This window comes from Nocardia albiluteola, assembly GCF_018860155.1.
Taxonomy (GTDB): Bacteria; Actinomycetota; Actinomycetes; order Mycobacteriales; family Mycobacteriaceae; genus Nocardia; species Nocardia albiluteola.
In genome coordinates this window covers 135,007-154,938 of record NZ_JAHKNI010000009.1, presented here as the reverse complement: position 1 = coordinate 154,938, position 19,932 = coordinate 135,007, and the positions used below count along the sequence as shown (strand labels likewise).

Here is a 19,932-nt window from a genome sequence, read left to right as displayed (position 1 = left end):
ACTCACAGTGCGTAAAAGCCCTTGCCCCACAGGGTTTCCAGGCGCCGGAAGTACGCCTCGTACTGTCCGGCGATCACGTCCGTGGAGAAGCGGGACACCGCGTAGTCGCGGATGCCCTGATAGTCGAGCTTGTCCACGGCGTCGGCGGCGTCGCAGAACTCCCGCATCGAGCGGCAACGGAATCCCTGCACGCCCTGCTGCACGGTTTCGCTGAAAGCTCCCCAGTCCGTGGTGATCACGGGCGTGCCGCACAGCATCGCCTCCACGTGCACGCCGCCGAACGGCTCCAGGTACAGCGAGGGCACGAACACCGCACGGGCGCGGCTCATCAGCTCGCCGCGGCGCTGCGGGTCCACGATGCCGACGTACTCACCGAAATCCGGCGGCGTGCCCGCGCCCGCGATCACCAGCTTGCGATCGAGGGTCCGGCAGGTGTCCACGGCGATCTGGTAGCCCTTGGACTCGATGAGGCGGCCGATGAACAGGTAGTAGTCGTCCTTCTCCGCCGAGTACGGGAACTCCTCCACGTCGAAGTAGTTCGGAATCACCGCATCGTAGAACCGGCCGCGGTCGCTCATGATCCCCGACAGCGTCGTGTGCGCCCCGTGCACCGCGTGCATCCACGCATAGCTCTCGAATACCCGGTGCTTCGCGAAGACACCGCTGTAGCCGACGCCGAATTCCACAGTGATCATATTCGGGAAGGCGGCGCCGATGGCCTCCTGGCAGGTGCCGCCGATGATGCAGATGAAGTCGCGCGGCTCGGCGCGCTCGGCGATCGCGGCGATGGCCCGTCGATTGGTGACGAGCCAGTGCTCGTCCTGCTTGCTCCAGGTGATGTTGATCGGCCCGGTCATGAAGTCGTTGCTGCCGAACCACTCTCGCTGCTCGTCCTTGGTCACGATGGTGACCATTTCGGTGCAGGCGGCCTCGTTCTCCTGCGAGGCGTACAGGAACACCTCGTGCCCCTGACTGGACATCATGTCGCAGAACCGCCGCACCTTCTGGGTATACGCGCACGGCGAGTACCGCCTGGTGGTCTGGGTGTGGGGCAGGTTGACGACATGAAACCGCACCACCGACACGATACCGACGGCCGGAGAGCCGATTCTGCGACGCTTCCCGCCACCGGTGGTGCCGCGCTACACGAAGAGCCGGTGCGACCATGTTGCCGAATAATGGGCCGCGATGGCACACGGATTCTCGACCTGGACCCTTGCGGTGCTCGCGACCTGCGCGCTGGCGGCCGTGAGCGGATGCTCGGCATCCCCAGCCGGTCCCAGCCGGAGCACGACCACCGCCCCCCACGCCGCGACACTGCCCGCGGACGCGGTCCACGACGACGACATCCGCTTCCCCAGCGACCGCGCACCGGTATTCACACCGGGCTCGGAGTGCACCGCATTCACCCCGGGGGTGCGCGCGATTGCCGGTATCGCGCCGGATCTCCCGGCCACGCCGATGGAGACCGGCCACGGCTGCTGGATCACCGGCGACGATGTCGTCGCAATCCTCACCACAGCAACGTCTTTCGCGAACTTCTGGCGACGGAGCTATCCGGAAGACGACGGCAGCGGCCTGACCGCGATGACGGTGGACAAGGACTCCGCCCAACTGTTCGAGCGCTTCATCCTCGATCAGCGCTACTACGCGGTCCGCGCCGGCGACCAGTGGGCGGCCGGATTGGACAGCGGCGTAACGAAAACGGTCTGCATGCTCACCGTCGACACCGGCTCGACCCGGCCGCTACAGGTCACCGTCACTCAGCAGGTCGCCAGGACCGCCACAACCGTGAAGACGGTACGTCAACAGTGCGACCTTGCCGCCGCCGTCGCGCACACGGCGCTTGCCGAGCACGACCCGGGCGGTGGCAGCCGCATCTCCGAATCGGTTGCCGGACACCCACGATGAACACCGAGCCGACCCGATCGCCGACGGTGGCGTGAACCGGGCTCGGTCGCGCCGATACGGCCGAATTACCGGTTGGTTTGCGGGATTTCGATGCTGAGTGGCATCCGCAGCTCGGCCAGGTACCACATCGCGAACTGGCGCAGGAATTCGTCGAACATCCAGTAGGCGTCCTGGGTGGGCGGGATAACGTCCAGCAGCCCTTCCCGCACGGCAAGGTAAGGCCCCCAGCTGAATTCGAGCAGCGGGCTCCAGACGGGCTCGCGCGGTATGAGCAGCCGGTCGGCGATCTTGTCCCCCAGCACGAACCGGGTGAACGCGCCCAGGATCGGCCGGCTGAGCAGGGTGAGGTCGAGATCGGCGCCGAGGCTGAGGAGTTGATCGGCCAGGTTGTTGCCCTCCGCGGTCGGCTCCAGGATCGGGTCCAGGACCTGCCGGGCCTGCGCCTCGGCCTGATCCCATGTCGCGGGGAGGTATTCGTCGCGGATGCCCAGCAGGTGCCCGGCCAGCTGCCAGCTGTGCAGGTAGCCCTCGGATTCGTCGGGGGCGATGGGCACATTCCACGCGGTGAGCGTCCGCTTGATGCTGGTCGGGAGGCTGTGCCAGGTGACCATCAGGTCGTCCTGGCTGATCGGGATGATGTTCTTGCCCTTGGGCCAGTACGGGGACTGCGGCAGCAGGTGCCGCACCGCCGCGTGGATGATCCTGGTCTTGACGCAGGTCACGATCATCTCGCCGTCCGGAGCGTAGGCATTCACCGTGCCGATGTCGTATCCGAATTTCGCGGTTTTGGCGATGCGTTCCTTCAGGTGCGATCCGCCCCGCGAGTAATATACCGCGCGCGCCTCGTGCGGAATGACGGTGCTCATCATGCCGCTGTCGAACGCGTAGAGCACGCCCAGCAGCGTGCCCCGTTTCTTGGTGAATTCGAATGAGCTGGCCAGCTTGGCCTGATCGGTCCACGACGGTAGCTGCCGCGCGTATTCGATGAAATCGTGAAGGCCCTTGGGCAGCCCGTCCGGCAGCGGCTGACCGTTGCGGGTCCAGGTCCGCAGCAACGCGTTGATCGCGGGGACGTCGGCGTGATCCAGGACGTCGGCCAGCACCGGATCGGCCTCGGAGTCCCAGAGCGTCAAGGGATCCGCGCCTTTGCCGCTGCCGAGCACCGAACCGCTCGACGGCCAGGTCCACGGGTCGGCCCGCGCCGTTCGCGCGCCCAGCGCCAGCGCCCCGACGGCGCCCAGGAGTCCGCCGCCCGCCCGCAGTGCCGCACGCCTGTTCAGCCCGAGTCCATCCATGGCATAGCTCTCTTCTTCGAGTGAAAGATATAGAGATACAGAGATTGAATCTCTGTATCTCTGATAACATCACGATGTGCTCTTGATCACAAGGGGCAAGAATGAAGGGAATGCCGATGAACCCGTGGAGTGTTATTCAGGACCTGCTCGACCAGCTTGACGGAGGGTCGTCGGCACCGGTGCCCAGCGGCGCACTGTTCGCCGCCGGTACCGTTGGCGGGGTATGACTTCCGGCATGGACAAGTCCGGCGTCGCGGCCCAGGGCGAAGGAGCAGAGCGTGGAACCGGCACTATCGGTGCACATGACGGCCGCGGGCGGGCCGGAATCACTGCTGGAGCGCGCCTACACCGATGCCGTCGGGCAGGTCGGTGACACCGACGAAATCCGTACGAGGCTACTGGATTCCGCGTACGAGCAGTTCTGCCGCATGGGCATTCAACGCTCGACGATGGAGGACGTCGCGCGCCGCGCCAAGGTCTCGCGGATCACGCTCTATCGTCGGTTCGCCACCAAGGACGTGTTGATAGAACAGGTGGTCCTGCGGGAATTCGTCCGCTATTTCCACCAGTTCTTCCGCGATATCGAGGGCGCCGAGACCGCCGCGGACCGGGTGGTCGCCGGTTTCGTCTGTTCGGTGCGAACCATCCGCGCCAACCCGCTGATCGGCGGGCTGATCGCCGACGAGCCGGGCCTGCTGGTCAGTTCGATGGTGGGCGACAACGGCCGCACCCTCGCCGCGGTCCGCGGCTTCGTGGCCGGGCAGCTGCGCCGGGAACAGCACGCGGGCAACGTTTCCGAGGCGATCGACACCGATCTGGTCGCCGAGATGATGGTTCGCGTCTGCGCCTCGTTCCTGGCGATACCGAGTCGTGTCCTGAACGTCGACGACGACGAGCAGCTCGCGGCGATCGCCCGTCAGTTCCTCGTCCCCATGCTGACCACGCCGGCCACGGAACCGTCCGGTTAGCTATCCCCCTCCGCACGAGGATCGAAACACTCCAGCCGTCGTCGGCGCCGGAGTCCGCATGCGGCGGATCCGATCCATCGCCGTTCGCATCGAGCGAGGGACCCACAGAGGTCCGATGACATAATAGAAGAGCGCTTGCTCTGTTACTCTGAGCGCATGCCCCGCCCCCGCATCCACGACCCGGACGATGTTCTCGACGCGGCCGAGACGCTGGCCGTGCGATCCGGGCCTGCCGCGGTGACCATCCGCGCCGTCGCCGCCGCCACCGGCGTCTCCAACGGGGCGCTCTACCACACCTTCGGGTCGCGGGCGGAACTGCTGGGGCGCACCTGGATTCGCGCCGCGCAGCGGTTCCTGGAGGTGCAGGGCGAATTGGTGGCGGCGGCCGGAGAACCGATCGCCCAGGTCGTCGCGGCCGGAGAGGCCTGCGTCGAGTTCGACGCTCGCTATCCGCTCTCGACGCGGTTGTTCTTCACCGTGCGCCGGGACGACCTGCTCGGCGAGGAGCTGCCCGATGCCCTGCGCGAGGAGCTGGACGCCCCGCAGCGCGCCCTGGTCGAGCTCATGAAGACCCTCGCGCGGCGGCTGTGGGACCGCACCGACGCGCAGGCCGTGGACACCCTCACCATCTGCCTGGTCGACCTGCCCACCGCGATCCTGCTCGAACGGGACCGACTCGCCGATCCCGTTGCCCGCCAACAGCTTCGGGCCACCATCCGCGCGGTCCTCGACATCGGTCCTGCGCCTCGGACTCCCAAGAAAGGAAACCCCCATGCCCACTCTCAGCTACCACGACAAGATCGCCGTCCTTGACATCGGCGACGACGAGAATCGCTTCTCTCCCGACTTCCTCGACGAGATCGGCGCGCACCTGGACGCCGTCGTCGCCGAGGGCGCCCAGGCTCTGATCACCACCGCCTCAGGCAAGTTCTACTCCAACGGCCTCGACCTCGACTGGCTCTCGGCCAACGGCGACCGCGCCGAATGGTATGTGGCACAGGTGCAATCGCTGCTGGCGCGGATGCTGACCCTCCCGGTCCCAACCGCCGCCGCGCTCAACGGCCACGCCTTCGGCGCGGGCGCCATGCTGGCCATCGCCCACGACTTCCGGGTCATGCGCGCCGACCGCGGCTACTTCTGCTTCCCCGAGGCCGATATCCGAATCCCGTTCAGCCGCGGCATGGCGGCCCTCATCCAGTCCAAGCTCACGCCGAAATCGGCGGTCGCCTCGATGACCACGGGGCGCCGCTTCGGCGGTTCCGACGCCCTGGCCTACGACCTGATCGATGCCACCGCCGAGGCCGACGCCGTCACCGACACCGCGCTGGCGATGCTGGCCCCGCTGGGCGCCAAGGATCAGGCGACGCTGGGCGCGATCAAGTCGACCATGTTCGCGAACGCGGCGGCCGCCCTGTCCGAGGCCTGAACCGGCGCTGCGAACACAGGGTCGGCGCCTAACGATCCGGCCCACGGCCCGGTCGACGCTCGCGGGTACGCCGAGCCCGAACGGCACGTCGAGCTGTCGAAGCTGGCTCGCGCACAGGGCGTTTCGCTGGGGGCCCGAGCCCGGCGCCATGCTGATCCGCCCGGTTCGGCGGGGGCCGGTACGCCCCAAACCCCCTGCGCCTCAAAGTGAAACAGCTTCGTGGCCCGCAACACCGGCACTGGGGTTACCTGGGCCGTGTCTGCGGGTCGTGCTCGCAGACACGGCGGTGTTCCCAGCGTTGAGCGGGGCAGAAAAGCGGCCTGCATCCAACCAGCTCGTCCTCGAGGGATGCCGCGTCGAGCACTCCAGGGTCACTGAACGAAATGGAGTGCTCCGAGCCGGGAAGGTGACGCGGCATGCTCGATCAGGTCCGGTCGAACCAGGTGACCTGTACGCCGCTGCCGAATTCCCTGCGCTGCGTAACGGTGAACCGCGTCGGATCGAAGTTTCCCGACAGCGCCCGAGCACCCTCGCCCCAGAGCACGGGGTAACTCTTGAGGACCATCCGGTCGATCTCGCCGATAAGCTGACCGGCTAGGTTTCCGCCGCCGCAGAGCCAGATATCCAGGCCGGGTTCGTTTTTCAGCTGCCGGACCAGATGGACCGGATCGGTGTCGACGATCTCCACCTGCGGATTGTCCACCGGGGCAAGGGTACTGGAGAAGATGTACTGCTTCAGGTGGTTGTACGGGCTGTCGGCGCCGATCGCCAGGCCCGGCTCGTAGGTGCCGCGGCCCATCAGCACGGTGTCGATCGTGCGGTTCGGCGTATCGACCGGGATACCCACATGCTCACGAACATGGGTCGGCAGCGTCTCCGGGTAGCACTCCGCGAACCAGGCCATCAGGTCCTCACTCAGCGGAGCGAAGTCGACTTCCCCCTGCGGACCTGCGATGTAACCGTCGAGGGTGACCCCCACGTAGTAGACAAGCTTTCGCATCGTGACCGCCTTCATTGTAGTACTATGTCCGAAGTGGTTTGAAACTTAGTACTACGGATGGAGTGGTGTCAAGTGGTCCGCACGAACCCGGAGCGCCGACAGGCCTTGCTGGACGCATCGATCGAGGTCCTGGCCCGCGAGGGCGCCCGCGGGCTGACCTTCCGCGCGCTGGACCAGCAGGCCGCTGTGCCCGCCGGCACCGCGTCCAACTACTTCGCCAACCGCGACGAACTCCTTATCCAGGTCGGCCACCGCTATTACGAGCGCCTGCTTCCCAGCGACGAGGCCCTCGCGACATCGCGCCAACCGCAGACCCGCGAGAGCATGACCGAACTCATGACCGAGGTGGTCGATCGGGTCTCGCATTTCCGCACCGGCTATCTCGCCATCCTCGAACTGCGACTGGAGGCCACCCGCCGGCCGGAACTGCAGGCGCTGCTCACCGAGCGGGTGCGCGCGGATCTGGACTTCAATATCGGCAACTACGGAGAATCGGGGCTGCCGGGCGGCGAGGACGCCGTCGTGCTGCTGTACCTCGCTGTGAACTGGCTGATCCTCGAAAGACTCACGCTGCCGGGAATTTTCGATGAAGGACGAGCGGCGGAACTGGTGCGGACAATCGTGGACCGCGCAATACCCGGGCCGGACCGGCCGTGACTCACGCGCCGAAGTGAGTGCGGCGATACACCAGCCAGAAGCCGAGCACAACGAGTTCGAAGTACCCCAGCGCCCCGCCGACGACAGCCTGCGTGCGGCCGCCCGGACGATTCTGCGCCATCGTGCTGAAAATGATTGCGATCCAGAATAATCCGGCGAGACCGGATGCCAGTGAGAGCACCGCGTACAGGTTGTCCAGCTCGGCGGCCGGTCGGCTCTCGGTCTCCGGTCCGGTCACAGCGGGCGCGCCTTCATCAGTGGTGCTCGAAATCTCCAGTGCGAGAGTTGTTTACGGCGGCTTGCTGCCCCGCCTACACCGGAAATCCTTGGGCCCAGCCCTTGGCGAACACTATCGAGCGCCTTAACGAGCGGCCCAGCCCGCATGCCCGAGGAAGTCGCGCGGTACGCGAATTGTCATGCGGCGTCGTGGAAGACGATGCCGAGGGTGTGCCTGCGTCCGGATCGCACGGCGCTCACCCCGTGCCGCATCGGTGCGTTCGACCAGCCGCGCTTGCTCGCGACGGGCCGATCGCGCGTGGTGAAGATCAGGCCGTGCCCCTTCGGAATGGTGGTCGACGAACCGCGGGACTGGGCACGGGGACGCTGCTCGGTCATCAGGAACTCACCGCCGGTGAAGTCCGCGCCCGGCGCGTCGAGACCGACCACGACCTGGAGCGGAAACAGCATGTCGCCGAACACGTCGCGGTGCAGGGCATTCCAGTCACCAGGGCCGTAGCGCAGCAGGATCTGGGCGGACCTGGATTGCCCTGCCGCATGACACAACGCGAGCCACTCGTCCAGGCTGTCGGGCCATCGCGCGGGCGCGCCGAGCCGGTCGGCCCAGACGCGGGCGATGGGCAGCAGGCGGGGATAGAACGCCTCACGCAGCTCCCGCACCAGGACTGGCAGGTCGTGGGTGAAGTAGCGGTACTCCCCGGAGCCGAAGCGGTGGCGAGCCATGTCCACGGTTGTCCGGAATCGGTCGGCGTCGTCGTACAGGGCGGCGATCGTCCCGCACTCGGACTCGGTGAGCAGCGGGCCGACGGGAGCACAGCCGTACTCATCCAGCTCGCCGGCCAGGGCCGACCAGTCGGCGCGGGCGAGACGATCGGCGACCGGTCCCGCGATCCGGGTGGCCTCGATCATGGTGGACTCCTCGGTGTTTCGCTGGTGCTGCCGGTGTGTTCTCATCCCACTGTGCTGGCTTCTGATTACCTTGTCCGGCGGATTCCGGACATCGCAATGCCAGGCTCACACCACCTTGGCGTCGATCAACAGACTCCAGATCTCGTTCTGGTCGACGACCGCGACGCCGAGCTTCTCCGCCTTGCTCAGCTTGCTCTCGCCGACTCCCGCACCGGTGATGAGCATGTCGGTGCTCGCCGAGACCGAGGAGGCCGCCGTCGCACCCGCCTTCTCGCACAGGCGCTGGAACGTCGGGCGGGCGACCTTCTCCCCCGAGCGCGGGTCGCTGATGGCGCCGGTGATCACCACCGTCTTGCCCTCCAGGGGTGCGCCGGCCGCGACGACCGGTGGCAGGTCCTCCGCGCGCACGTCCAGGCTGACGCCCACCGCGCGCAGCCGTTCCAGTTCCGGGCGCAACCGGGTGAGGTGTTCGACCAGTGAGGCGGCGACCTTCGGTCCGATATCCTCCACCGCCACGAGGCGTTCCTCGCCTGCCTCGGCAACCTCTTCGAGGGAGCCGAATCCCGCCCGGGCCAGGCGGGCGGCGGTGCCGTCGGAGGCCATCGGGATCGCCAGGCCGATGAGCGCGCGGCGCAGGCCGACCTGCCGGCTGGCATCGATCGAGTCGATCATGCGGGCGGCCGAGACCTCGCCGATGCGGTCGAACTCGAGCAGGCGCTCGGTGGTCAGGGTGTAGAAGTCCGACGGGCGTTCCAGGATGCCCGCCTCGGCCAGGCGTTCGATCCACACCCCGCCGATGGCGTCGATGTCCGCCGCGGCGCGCGAGGCCCAGTGGATGAGCCTGCGGACCGTCTGTGCGGGACAGGATACGTTGGTGCAGAACAGTTCCCGGCTGTTGCCCTGCTCTGTCACCGGCTGCCCGCACGAGGGACAGACGGTGGGCGGCACGATCTCACGCTCGGCGCCGGTGCGCTTGGAAGCGTCGAGCACGCCCGCCACGAACGGGATTACATCGCCCGCGCGGCGCACCAGCACCGTGTCCCCCACCTTGATGTCGCGGGCGCGGATCACCTCCTGGTTGGCCAGCGTGGCCTTGGTGACCGTGGTGCCGCCCACGAATACCGGCTCCAGCCACGCTACCGGGACGATCTTGCCGGTCTTGCCGACGTCCCAGACCACGTCGGCCAGCAGTGTGGTCTTCTCCTCGGCGGCGAACTTGAACGCCAGCGCGCCGCGCGGCGAGTTCGACCGAGTTCCCGCGGCGGCGTAGGCATCGCGGTCGGCCAGCCGCAGCACCGCGCCGTCGATGTCGTAATCGAGGTCGTTGCGGCCCTGTTCGATCGCGGTGATCGCGGCCTGGGCCTGCTCGGCATCGGCGCAAAACCGCATCTGCGCACCCGCGACACCCAGCGCCCGCAGTCCCTCGCCCAGGTCGACCGCTGCGGCGTCGGCCTCGGTGTCCAGGTCGAAGCCGAAGAATCGCAGGCGCCGCTCGGCAACCGTGGCCGGATCCTTCGCCCGCAGCGTGCCCGCCGCCGCATTGCGCGGATTGATCAGCGGCTTGTCCGGGTGCGCGGTGTTGTAGGCCGCGAAGGTCGAGCGCAGCATCACCGCCTCACCGCGGACCTCGACCCGGCCCAGGACGTCGATCTGCTTGGGAACGCCATCGACCAATGCTCGGACCAGGACGGTCACGTCGTCACCGGTCGTCCCGTCCCCGCGGGTGACCGCGCGCACCAGCCGCCCGTCCTCGTAGACCAGGGACAGCGACAGGCCGTCGAGTTTGGGCATCACCACCACCGACTGGCCCGGAAAGCGATCGAAGAACGCGGCGACCTGCTCGGACGTGGTCGCCTTCTCGAGCGACAGCATCGGGCGCGCGTGCCGGATGGGGGCGTGCAGCACGGCGGGCGCACCGACCTGCTCCAGCGGATTCGGGTCCGGCGTCAGCTCGGGGTGCGCCGCGACCAGCGCGCGCAACTCGTCCTCGATTCCGTCGTACTCGGCATCGGCCACCAGCGGCGCGCCCTGGTAGTAGGCGTCGCGTAGCGCCACGATGCGGTCCGCGAGCTGTTGGATGTGTTCTCCAGTGTCCACGCCCCAGACGCTACCGACACCCACCGACAAACGGCGGAACCGCCGACGAACCGCCATCCCTGTGTGCCGGGCCGCCGGATCCTTCGCGCCACCAGCGCTGCCGTCAGCGGTTCGCTACGGCGAGCGGGCGAAATTCGTTCTGACACCGACGGATCGGATCTGAGCGACGAGCAGACGGCCGACGTGGCACGGATCTTCGGCGTGCACGAACTGGCCGCGGGGGGTACACGACAATCAGCCTCCCTCGGCTCGGTTCCGGCCTCCGCGCCGATCTCGACAGACAGGCTGGAGCCGTCGTCCGGTCGGAGACACACGCGGCGGTCGCTATGCGAGCACAGGTGGGCGCGGGAATTGACATGCGGCACTTCAGTCCCCGCTTCAACTCGGGGATGGCGGCCGTGTGTGACAGCAGAGTTTGTCGGTAGTCCGTGCTTCGATGAGGGGGTGATGGAGGTTGAGTTGGCGGCGGTGCGGGGTGATTTCGAGGCGCATATCACCGTCGCGACAGACGAACCGCGGACGGCGTCAGCGCTGGAACACTATGCGGCGCTGCATGATATGAAATTCACGCATATCGTATTGCTGCGCGGGCGCACGCCGGATCAGCCGATGCTGACCATACTGCGCTCCGGAACCGCTGTGGCGGTGCATGATTGGATCCGTTCGGTCGTTGCGGGCCTGTCCGAGGCGGGTTTCCGGGTGCTGCGGGTGAAGCTCGAGGCAACGCCGTGGGCCGAGGGCGTCCCCGGCACCGACGATGCGGCCGCAGCCCTCGGGCCGCGGTACTACTTCGAACACCACATCAAGCTCTTGCTCCCCGCAGGCGCGAAACCGGCGGGGCTGGCCGAGGCGGTCACAGGTCACCGCGCGCATGTGTCCGCGAATGCCCGGCGGGTCCGGCCGGACGGTCGCACCGAGAGGTTCGTTACCCAACGCTGCCGGGCCGTCGGCGACCGGACGGCGCAGGACCGCCTCGCAGCCCTCTTGGCGGTGCTGCCGGATTACCAAATCCTGTCCATCGAGCGGGAATTCGTGGTGCTGGACACGAACGAGTCGGTCGACGAGGGCTGGATCACCGAAGCGGCGGTGGCGTCATGACCACCCATCTGCCCTGGTATTTCACCGAATCCGAGGACGGCGCGGACTGGGTGGCCGCGCGGCGCGAGGCGATCGATCATGTGCTGGCCGCGATCGCGGAGTCGCCGTGGTCATCGCATCTGGTGCTGCGCGGCAGCGTGCTGGTCAAGGCGTGGTTCGGGGCGTGCGCGCGCGAGCCCGCCGACCTGGATTTCGTTGTGGATTACCAGCGCACCCGGCTCGACGAGCCCGGCACCGACGAGATGCTCGAGGACATCGCCACCGATGCCGCGACGATGTCGCACCGGCCGGGCAGCACGGTCTTCATCAGTCACCACCCGGAATCGATAGAGCCGCTCGCGGGCGACACCTTTTACACCGTGTCCGGTTACCGTTTGCTACTGACCTGGCACGGGCGTGGACACGTGGGCACCGTGCAGATCGATTTCGCGGTGGACGATGCCCTCCACGACCCGCCGGAGCTGACACCGATCCCGCGATCGAGTCTGCCGGGCCCACCGTTCATGCTGCGCGCCGCCACCAAACGGCAGTCGCTGGCATGGAAGATCGCCTGGCTCATGGCCGACTCCCCGACCCTCGGCGATCCCGACCACGCCCTGCCCGAGGGCCACGACGCCGCACCGGAAGCGAATCACCCCCCGCCAGAGACGAAACACCCGGCACCCGACGCGAATCACGCGGACCTGAGGGAAGACGACGACCTCAGCAACGAGGACAGGACACGCAGCGCAGACCACGCCGCACCGGAAACGAATGACGCGGCACCCGAGGCGAATCACGTGGGACCCGGGTCAGATCATGTGGAATCCGAGGCAGATCGCACGGCACCCGAGGCAGATCGCGCGGATCCGGAGGAAGACGACGACTACGACGAGGCGGACGAGGACCTCGACGAGGTGGAGGACTACGACTACGACGATTACGACTATTACGAGGAGGACCACGAGGGTCAAGAGCCGGCATTACCGCTGGGCAAGGACCTGTACGACGCCGTCCTGCTGGCAGAACAATGCCCACTCCCCGGCAAGTTTCTCGACAAGACGTTGCTCTCCTGCGGCCAGTCCGGTTACGTCGGTCTCGGAGCCCCGCTGGACACGATCGTCTGGATCGCGAACGACGTCGACTGGCATGCCTTCGCCGGAGAGGACCTGCGGCTGATCCGCGTACACGAACAGTTGGTCTGGCGACTCGCGGTCGCGTTGGCTCCGACCTTCCAAAACGGCCCGAGCAGGATCCTGCCGCTGCTGACCGAGCATTGCCGCCACGAATTGCCCTCTCTGCGTGAGGTATTCGCCTCCGAGGGCCTGCCCGGCCTCGCCCAATGGTTCGCCGACTCGCATCATTCGATCGCCGAACGCATCGTGCTCGTCCGCGAGCTCCTCGGCCCGAACTGCTCGCTCGGCCGAGCCGCAGACCTCGTGGCGCGCCTACCCTCCGACCGAATCCCGGGCGGCCACGCCGATCCCCGACACGTCGCGCAACGTCTGGTCCCGTGACCGGCCACCCGTTCGCTTTCCGGGCGACGACCGTCACCTAACGGCATCATCCTCCTGGACGGAGGATGGGGGACTCGAACTCCCGCAGGCAAATCACCTGACGACGGTTCAGCAAACCGCTGCCGTTACCACTCGGCCAATCCTCCAGACACGCCTAAGTGCGGGACGATCGGGATGAAATGTGGTGGTACGTCATGGAATTGACGGTACCGCATCGAGAGCTGGGCGGCGAAGGATTACCGCCCGACGCCGCGCCCCACCTACGGCACCTCCTCAGCGCAGATAGTGATGCAGCGCTGCCCGGGTATCCGGTTGGCACGCACCGGAATCGAACTCGATGAGCGCGGCCTCCGCAACCAGCCGAACCCACAGCCGCGCCCCGTCGAGCGGATACGGCCAGCCCATCGCGGCGAAGTCGGGTTCGCCCAACCGCGCGAGGGATTCGTTGCGGGCGCGGATCTCCTCCAGCACGGCCGGCTCGGCGCGCGCCTCCAGCAGCACCGCCCGCACACCGGGCTGCTCGAGAAACGCGTCCAGGTATCCAACGGCGCTGTGCCACAACCGATCCTGCCCCGGTGGCAGCTCGTCGAAATTCTCCAGGGGCGCGAGGATCCGATCGTGGAAGGCCCGGTGCAGCGCCCGCAGATATCCGGCACGGTCACCGAAGTGATGGAAGAAGCTGCCCTTCGCCACCCCAGCCTCGGCGACGATTCGATTAACGCTTATCTGCGCCAGGCCCAGCTGCTGCGCCAGCCGTAAACCCGCATCGAGCAGTTCGGTGCGGGTCCGGTCGGCGCCGTCCTGCCGCGTCGTCATCCTTCCACCGCGGCATCGGCTCGGTGCAGGAATTGCGTGACGTGCGTGAGGAATCCGCCCGGATCGGAAGAGAAGACGACGTGCCCTGTTTCGAAGGTAGCCAACTCGGCGTCAGGCAGGGCCGCCTGCACCGACCGCACCTCCCGCAGGGGCAACACGATGTCGAGAGTGCCCCACACCAGCAGCGTGGGCGCGAGAATCCGAGTGCCGCGCAGGTCGTACGCCGGGTCGGTGAAGCTGCGCCACAGCCCGGCGATCAATTCCGCGCCCTGCGAAGTGCGGGCCCGCGCAATGGCATTCGCCTCGACCACCCGATCGTTCTCGCTGCGCGCCCGCATGTACCGAGGTATCAACCGCGGGAAGATGATCCGGGCCAGGGCGGGAATGCCCAGCACCCGGCACGCGACGCGGACGAGCGGGCCGCGCCCGGTATAGCCACCGGTATTGACCAGCACCAACCGCGACACCCGCTCGGGATGGGTCGCCGCTAGCCGCGCGGCGGCATATCCCCCAACGGAGTTGCCGATCACCGTGGCCGCCTCGATCCCCAGCCCCTCGACCACCTCCTCCAGCACATCCGCGAAAAGCACTGCGGAAGCGGGCATCCCACGCGGAAGCAGGTCGGACTCGCCGTGCCCGGGCCAGTCCACGGCGAACACCCGGAACCCCTCGGCGAGACGATCGATGACCGGGTCGAAGTCGTGATGATCGTGCCCGGTGGCGTGCAGCAGCACGACCGGCGGTCCGTCGCCGCGCTCCGCGACGTGGATCCGACCGGCCCGAGTGGTGACGTATGGCATGACACCCTCCTTAAATCGGCTGACCGTACGGTCATCGAAAGTCTACCGCCATGACTACCGGGATTGCCAGCCCACGGCCCAGAGGTGTTCCGGAGCCTCGGTCCCGCGGAACACCGGAGCGGACCTCTCGGCGAACTCGGCGAAGGGGGTCGGGCGCAGGCCGAGCCGGTCGAATACCGCCGTCTGAACGGTCGATTCGGGCCCGCCCTCACGGCGGAGGCGGAACAGGATGTCCAGGTCGTCGGCGAAGTGGGGTGGAATACCCGCGGCGACGATGCGACGACGCTTCTCCTCAGGATCGATGTCGACGTAGCGGATCGGCGCGCCCAGGACCGTCGAGAGGATCCCGCAGACCTCGGTCATGGTCAGCGCCTGCGGCCCGGTCATCTCGTAGGTAGAGGATTCGTGCCCCTCCTCCACCGCGGTCGCGTAGGCGATCCTGGCGATGTCCTCGACATCGATAGGCGCCAAGCGGGTTTCGCCGAGCGGCTGCTCGAATGTCCCCTGCGCCAGCATGGTCGGCACCTCGCGGTAGTAGACCTGCATGAATTGACCGGGCCGCAATATCGTCCACCCGATGGGCGCGGCCTCGAGATGCTGTTCGATCTGCGCGTGGTAACGCCCGAATCGGAAGGGAGAGTTCGGATCCGCCCCCAGCCCCGATATTTTCACCACGCGCCGGACGCCCGCGGCGACCGCCGCATCGATCAGGTTGCACTGCGCCTCGACCATCCGGTCGTCGGCGCCGGAGATGAGCACGACCGCGTCGATACCGTCCAGAGCCGCTGCGAGAGTGTGCTTTTCGAGCAGATCGGCCACCACGGTCTCGACGCCGGGCACCGAGCCCGCGATCCCGGCCGGATTGCGAACCATGGCGCGCACGGGCCGGCCCCGGCGCACGAACTCTCGAACTGCTGCCGAGCCGGTCAGGCCGGTGCTACCGGTAATCAATATCATTGCGACTCCTCGTCGAACCCGGGCCGCACCGTGCGACCCTCATACCTGTAGACGCGCAGCATCGCGGGAACTGACCACGTGCCAGGGAATCGGTTCCGGCGTCCGGGTGTTGCGGGTGAGGTGACCACGAGCGCCGCCGCCCGCGAAACCGGCATCGACTGGACCGATATTCACGCGCGGCACCGTCCCGAGCTGCTGGGCTACTCCTACCGGATGCTCGGCTCGGCGGTCGACGCCGAGGAGGCGGTTCAGGAGACGATGCTGCGCGCATGGCGGGCCCGCGACGGCTTCGCCGGGAGGTCCTCGCCGCGGGTGTGGCTGTATCGGATCGCCACCAACGTCTGCCTGGACATGCTCAGAAGGCGCCCGCGGCGGGAACGGCCGATCGATGTCGCCGATGCCGGTGCCGCCACCTCGTCACTCGGCCCGGCCGACCATGCCCGGTGGGTGCAACCGGCGCCCGACGACTGGCTGTTGCCGGCCGCCACCGATCCCGCCCGGACCGCCGTCCTGCACGACTCGGTTCGCCTCGCGTTCGTCGCGGCCCTGCAGAGCCTGTCCCCCATGCAGCGCGCCGTGCTGATCCTGCGTGACGTCCTGGAGTTCAGCGCCGCCGAGACCGCCGACCTACTCGATCTCACGGTCGCCGCGGCGAACGGTCACCTGCGGCGCGCACGCTCCCGCCTCGCCGAGGGATCCACGCCGCCCGAACCGGCCGAACTCACCGAACGGCAGCGCGAGCTGCTCGAACGCTTCATCGATGCCTTCCAGCGATACGACGTCGCAGCCCTCACCGCACTGCTGCATCACGACGCGACGCTGTCGATGCCGCCGCACAGCCTCTGGCTGGCGGGCCGGGACGCGGTCGCACACTGGTTCCGGCGCGACCCCCAGCCCTGCCGAAGCGCGCATATCGTGCGAACCCGAGCCAACGGCTCCCCGGCATTCGCGATCTACCACCGCGACCCGGATCGTTCGGATCTACGCGCCTTCGCCATTGCGATTCCGACAGTCGATGACGACTCTGTGATCTCCATCGAAATCCACATCACGCCAAGCCTTTTCCCGCTCTTCGGGCTGGCCGACGCGATGTAGCACCCACCGGGACGTCCGTCGTAAGAACTACACGGCGATAACCACCGCGCTCCGTTGTCGACCGCGATCGCAGAAGGCAACGTCCGACAAGCGATCGATGACAGTTCAGGAGGCGCGGCGGCTCAGCCGCGTACGCCCGGATCGGGCAGGTCGGCCGGCCCCAGGACCTTGTGCAGCGTCGCGGCCAGCGCGTTCAGGTCGTCGGCGCTAGCCGCGGCGAAGCGTTCCTCGATGCCGGAGAGATAGTGCGGAGCGGCCTCGCGGAGCCGCTGACGGCCCGTGTCCGTGATACTCACGAAGGCCGAGCGCCCGTCGTCCGGATTGGATTCGCGGCGCACCAGGCCGTGCGCCTCCAATTCGGTGACCAGCCGGCTCACCCTGGTGCGGCTCAGCACCACTCGCTCGCCCAGGTCGCTCATCCGAAGACGTTGCGGCGCATCGAGTTCCAGCAGCACGTCGTACCAGTTCAGCGGCAGCCCGACCGCGCGGCGCAGGGCGGCGTCGAGTTCGGGGACCAGCGCGGCGTGCACCTGCAGCAACGCCGCCCAGGCGGCGACCGCCGGATGAGTTCGCTTCGCGTTCGTCGGCACCGCCCGATCGTAACCTATTGCGTGCGCACGCACACATATAGTAGCGTGCACACGCACATAAATTCCCCCGAGAAGGGCTTCCTGTCATGACCGAACTGATCACCCGCGACGAGCTCGCCAAGGAAATCGAGGCCGGATCGGTGACCGTGATCGACGCACTCGGCGCCGAGTACTACGCCAAGGCGCACCTGCCCGGCGCGTTGAACCTGGTCGAGTCCGACGTGAAATCCACAGCACCGCAACTTCTTCCGGACAAATCAGCGGCTATCGTCACGTACTGCTCGAACGCTGCGTGCGGCAACAGTCAGCAGGTGGCCACCAGCCTCGAGGCCCTCGGCTACACCAACGTGCGCAAGTACCGCGACGGCATCGAGGACTGGACCAACGCCGGGCTGCCGATCGAGAGCTGACCAATCCGGCCGGCGCGGGAGTCCTCGCGAGATGCACTCGCGGGCGGGAACGTAAGCATCGCGCCGCCGCCGACGTCGCCATCGACCGCGCGGCGGCGCGTCCATCGCTCGCACATACCGCCGCGACGACTCCACCGGCCGGCCGAGCGCAGCACACTCGACCGATGCGTCATTCCGCGCCGAGGTTCGCCAAGGCCTCGGCGCGGTTCTCGTAGATGTGCGGCGCCACACCCCGGCTCGCCAAGTGGTCGTGCAGCTTCAGACGCATGAACGAGCTTGTGCTGTAACGACTTACCGACAGATAGAAGCGGTCGGCAAAGTCCTGTATCGAGTGCGCGTAGAGGTCGCGCAGATGGTCAGGGAGGGTGAAGTTGTCGTAGTTGGCAACCAGGTGGACCTTTCGCCCGACTGCGGCAAGCCGGGATTCGATTGCGGCACGAAGGGTTTCGACCTCCGCGGGCGTGGACGGCGCCAGGCCCTCCATATTCAGAAAGAAGACGTTGCGTGCGGCGTCGTAGGACATGCGGGCCGCCATCGGTACCGACAGGAGCTGATCCTTCAGTCCCATCGGCTCCGGAGCGAGGATGCGCGCGTCCATGACGGCCGGGTCGCCGTCGATGATCGGCTTGAAGGGCATGTGCGCAAGGATGTCCCGCTCGATATCGATGCCCGGAGCGATCTCGGTGAGCTGCAGCCCGCCCGCGGTCAGGCGGAACACGCACCGGTCGGTAATGTAGAGCACCGGCTGGCCCGTGCGCAGCGCCTGGGCCCCGCTGAAGGTGCGCTGCTCAACCGCCTCGACGAACTTCGCCGCGGCGGGTTCCTGATCGACGATCAGGCGGCCGTCCACCACCGTCGTGCGGCTCGGCGCGAGGAAGGTGCCCAGGAACAGCACCTGTTTCGCGTTCTGGCTGATATTGATGAATCCACCCGAGCCTGCGAGCCGGGCGCCGAATCGGCTGACATTGACATTGCCGTCCCGATCGGACTGCGCCATCCCGAGAAACGCCGCGTCCAGCCCCCCGCCGTCGTAGAAGTCGAACTGGTAGGGCTGATCCAGCACGGCCTGCGCGTTCACCGCGACACCGAAATCGGCTCCCCCGGCGGGCATTCCGCCGATCACCCCCGGTTCGGCGGTAAGGGTGAGGTAGTCGACGATCCGCTCCTCGGTCGCCACCGCGGCAACGCCCTCGGGCATGCCGACGCCGAGGTTGACCACGCTGTTGGCACGCAACTCCAGGGCCGCGCGCCGGGCGATCAACTTGCGCTCGGTGAGCGGCAGCGGACGCAGCTGGTGCAGCGGGACCCGGCGCAGCTCGCCGCTGTACGCGGGCGAGTACGGCGTCCCGAAGGTCTGCCAGTGATGGTCACGCTCGGCCAGCACGACGCAATCCACCAGCACCCCAGGAATTTTCACCTCGCGCGGGCTCAGCGAACCCGCGTCCGCGAGCCGCTCCACCTGAACGATCACCAGCCCGCCCGCATTGTGCACGGCTGTCGCGATGGGCAGCACCTCCAGGGTCAGCGCCTCGCGTTCCATGGTGATGTTGCCGTCGGGATCGGCGGTGGTGCCCCTAAGCAGCGCGACATCCAGCGGCAGCGCCTTGTAGAACAGGAACTCCTTGCCGCCCAGGGTGATCAGCTCGACCAGGTCCTCGGTGGTGCGCTCGTTCACTTTGCCGCCGCCGAAGCGCGGGTCCACGAACGTACCCAACCCGACATGGGTGAGCAGGCCCGGTTTCCCGGCCGCGGTGTCGCGGAACAGCTGGGACAGCACGCCCTGCGGCAGATTGTGCGCGGCGATCTCGTTGCCCACGGCCAGCTTCTGGATGCCGGGGCTCATGCCCCAGTGCCCGCCGACGGCGCGATCGATCAGCCCCGGATGACAGATCCGGTCCAGCCCCCGACCACGACGATCCCCCTGGGCCACAGTGAAAATGATCCCGAGCCCCCGGGGCGATCCGGACTCCAGGAAGCGCTGCTCGAGCGCGATGGTGAGCTCCTCGGGGAAGCACTGTCCCCCGAATCCCTCGATGGCGACCGAATCGCCATCGCGGATCAGGCGGACGGCCTCCGCGGCGGTGACGACCTTGTCGCGGGAGGTCGGCGCGGACGGGAAATCGGCAAGTGCGGGCATCGGTACTCCTGGAAATATGCTGTCCGGCAGATC

The 19,932-nt window shown here is 67.5% G+C and carries 20 protein-coding genes and 1 tRNA gene; 9 read left to right on the top strand and 12 right to left on the bottom strand.

Annotation, left to right across the window (positions count from 1 at the left end):
• Positions 1-2: 2 nt before the first annotated feature.
• Positions 3-1,076 (bottom strand): glycosyltransferase, encoded by a 1,074-nt coding sequence (locus KO481_RS44425; RefSeq protein WP_215920645.1) that lies wholly within the window; start codon positions 1,074-1,076, stop codon positions 3-5.
• Between the two features lie 112 nt (positions 1,077-1,188).
• Here KO481_RS44425 and KO481_RS25925 point away from each other — a divergent pair, with 112 nt between their 5' ends.
• Positions 1,189-1,911 carry a hypothetical protein gene (locus KO481_RS25925; protein WP_215920644.1) on the top strand — a complete coding sequence of 241 codons (723 nt, stop codon included), beginning with the start codon at positions 1,189-1,191 and terminating at the stop codon, positions 1,909-1,911.
• A gap of 65 nt (positions 1,912-1,976) precedes the next feature.
• On the opposite strand, the gene KO481_RS25920 is transcribed toward KO481_RS25925, so the two are convergent.
• A complete protein-coding gene (locus KO481_RS25920) occupies positions 1,977-3,206 on the bottom strand; it encodes an oxygenase MpaB family protein (RefSeq protein WP_215920643.1) in 1,230 nt (409 codons plus the stop codon).
• Between the two features lie 302 nt (positions 3,207-3,508).
• On the opposite strand from KO481_RS25920, the gene KO481_RS25915 reads away from it, so the two are divergent.
• From KO481_RS25915 to KO481_RS25905, 3 genes are all read left to right on the top strand, one after another.
• On the top strand, positions 3,509-4,174 hold the full coding sequence (locus KO481_RS25915) for a TetR/AcrR family transcriptional regulator (RefSeq protein ID WP_215921066.1): 666 nt from the start codon (positions 3,509-3,511) through the stop codon (positions 4,172-4,174).
• A gap of 156 nt (positions 4,175-4,330) precedes the next feature.
• Complete coding sequence (locus KO481_RS25910; RefSeq protein ID WP_215920641.1) at positions 4,331-4,987, top strand: TetR/AcrR family transcriptional regulator; 657 nt, start codon at positions 4,331-4,333, stop codon at positions 4,985-4,987.
• Positions 4,947-5,600 (top strand): enoyl-CoA hydratase-related protein, encoded by a 654-nt coding sequence (locus KO481_RS25905; protein ID WP_215920639.1) that lies wholly within the window; start codon positions 4,947-4,949, stop codon positions 5,598-5,600. Before KO481_RS25910 ends, KO481_RS25905 begins: the two co-directional genes overlap by 41 nt.
• A gap of 424 nt (positions 5,601-6,024) precedes the next feature.
• Here KO481_RS25905 and KO481_RS25900 read toward each other — a convergent pair whose 3' ends face one another.
• A complete protein-coding gene (locus KO481_RS25900) occupies positions 6,025-6,600 on the bottom strand; it encodes a dihydrofolate reductase family protein (protein ID WP_215920638.1) in 576 nt (191 codons plus the stop codon).
• A 72-nt stretch (positions 6,601-6,672) separates the two neighbouring features.
• Here KO481_RS25900 and KO481_RS25895 point away from each other — a divergent pair, with 72 nt between their 5' ends.
• Positions 6,673-7,257, top strand: coding sequence for a TetR/AcrR family transcriptional regulator (locus KO481_RS25895; protein ID WP_215920636.1), 585 nt, complete (start codon positions 6,673-6,675; stop codon positions 7,255-7,257).
• Between the two features lies 1 nt (position 7,258).
• Here KO481_RS25895 and KO481_RS25890 read toward each other — a convergent pair whose 3' ends face one another.
• The 3 genes from KO481_RS25890 to ligA all read right to left on the bottom strand — a co-directional run bounded on the left by KO481_RS25890 (position 7,259) and on the right by ligA (position 10,500).
• Entirely contained in the window at positions 7,259-7,495 is a 237-nt protein-coding gene (locus KO481_RS25890; protein ID WP_215920626.1) for a hypothetical protein, read from the bottom strand.
• Positions 7,496-7,671: 176 nt separating this feature from the next.
• Positions 7,672-8,403, bottom strand: a complete 732-nt coding sequence (locus KO481_RS25885; RefSeq protein ID WP_215920624.1) for a 2OG-Fe(II) oxygenase — start codon at positions 8,401-8,403, stop codon at positions 7,672-7,674.
• A gap of 105 nt (positions 8,404-8,508) precedes the next feature.
• The gene (gene ligA / locus KO481_RS25880) at positions 8,509-10,500 is read right to left on the bottom strand and encodes an NAD-dependent DNA ligase LigA (protein WP_215920622.1); all 1,992 of its coding nucleotides are present in this window, start codon (positions 10,498-10,500) and stop codon (positions 8,509-8,511) included.
• A gap of 447 nt (positions 10,501-10,947) precedes the next feature.
• Between ligA and KO481_RS25875 the strand changes: the two genes are divergently transcribed.
• The gene (locus tag KO481_RS25875) at positions 10,948-11,598 is read left to right on the top strand and encodes a hypothetical protein (RefSeq protein WP_215920621.1); all 651 of its coding nucleotides are present in this window, start codon (positions 10,948-10,950) and stop codon (positions 11,596-11,598) included.
• A complete protein-coding gene (locus KO481_RS25870; RefSeq protein ID WP_215920620.1) occupies positions 11,595-13,094 on the top strand; it encodes a nucleotidyl transferase AbiEii/AbiGii toxin family protein in 1,500 nt (499 codons plus the stop codon). Before KO481_RS25875 ends, KO481_RS25870 begins: the two co-directional genes overlap by 4 nt.
• A 59-nt stretch (positions 13,095-13,153) precedes the next feature.
• On the opposite strand, the gene KO481_RS25865 is transcribed toward KO481_RS25870, so the two are convergent.
• The 4 genes from KO481_RS25865 to KO481_RS25850 all read right to left on the bottom strand — a co-directional run bounded on the left by KO481_RS25865 (position 13,154) and on the right by KO481_RS25850 (position 15,667).
• Positions 13,154-13,240: transfer RNA gene (locus KO481_RS25865), tRNA-Ser, on the bottom strand.
• Between the two features lie 127 nt (positions 13,241-13,367).
• Positions 13,368-13,910 carry a TetR/AcrR family transcriptional regulator gene (locus KO481_RS25860; RefSeq protein ID WP_215920619.1) on the bottom strand — a complete coding sequence of 181 codons (543 nt, stop codon included), beginning with the start codon at positions 13,908-13,910 and terminating at the stop codon, positions 13,368-13,370.
• Positions 13,907-14,710: an alpha/beta fold hydrolase gene (locus KO481_RS25855; RefSeq protein WP_215920618.1), complete on the bottom strand. Its 804-nt coding sequence runs from the start codon at positions 14,708-14,710 to the stop codon at positions 13,907-13,909. The genes KO481_RS25860 and KO481_RS25855 overlap by 4 nt, the downstream gene beginning before the upstream one ends.
• Positions 14,711-14,764: 54 nt before the next feature.
• Positions 14,765-15,667, bottom strand: a complete 903-nt coding sequence (locus KO481_RS25850) for an SDR family oxidoreductase (RefSeq protein WP_215920617.1) — start codon at positions 15,665-15,667, stop codon at positions 14,765-14,767.
• A gap of 120 nt (positions 15,668-15,787) precedes the next feature.
• Between KO481_RS25850 and KO481_RS25845 the strand changes: the two genes are divergently transcribed.
• Entirely contained in the window at positions 15,788-16,762 is a 975-nt protein-coding gene (locus KO481_RS25845; RefSeq protein WP_215920616.1) for an RNA polymerase subunit sigma-70, read from the top strand.
• 122 nt (positions 16,763-16,884) lie between these two features.
• Here KO481_RS25845 and KO481_RS43315 read toward each other — a convergent pair whose 3' ends face one another.
• Positions 16,885-17,352: a MarR family winged helix-turn-helix transcriptional regulator gene (locus KO481_RS43315; protein ID WP_215920615.1), complete on the bottom strand. Its 468-nt coding sequence runs from the start codon at positions 17,350-17,352 to the stop codon at positions 16,885-16,887.
• 86 nt (positions 17,353-17,438) lie between these two features.
• Between KO481_RS43315 and KO481_RS25835 the strand changes: the two genes are divergently transcribed.
• Positions 17,439-17,762, top strand: a complete 324-nt coding sequence (locus KO481_RS25835) for a rhodanese-like domain-containing protein (protein WP_215920614.1) — start codon at positions 17,439-17,441, stop codon at positions 17,760-17,762.
• Between the two features lie 169 nt (positions 17,763-17,931).
• On the opposite strand, the gene KO481_RS25830 is transcribed toward KO481_RS25835, so the two are convergent.
• Positions 17,932-19,899, bottom strand: a complete 1,968-nt coding sequence (locus KO481_RS25830) for an acyl CoA:acetate/3-ketoacid CoA transferase (protein ID WP_215920612.1) — start codon at positions 19,897-19,899, stop codon at positions 17,932-17,934.
• Positions 19,900-19,932 lie beyond the last annotated feature (33 nt).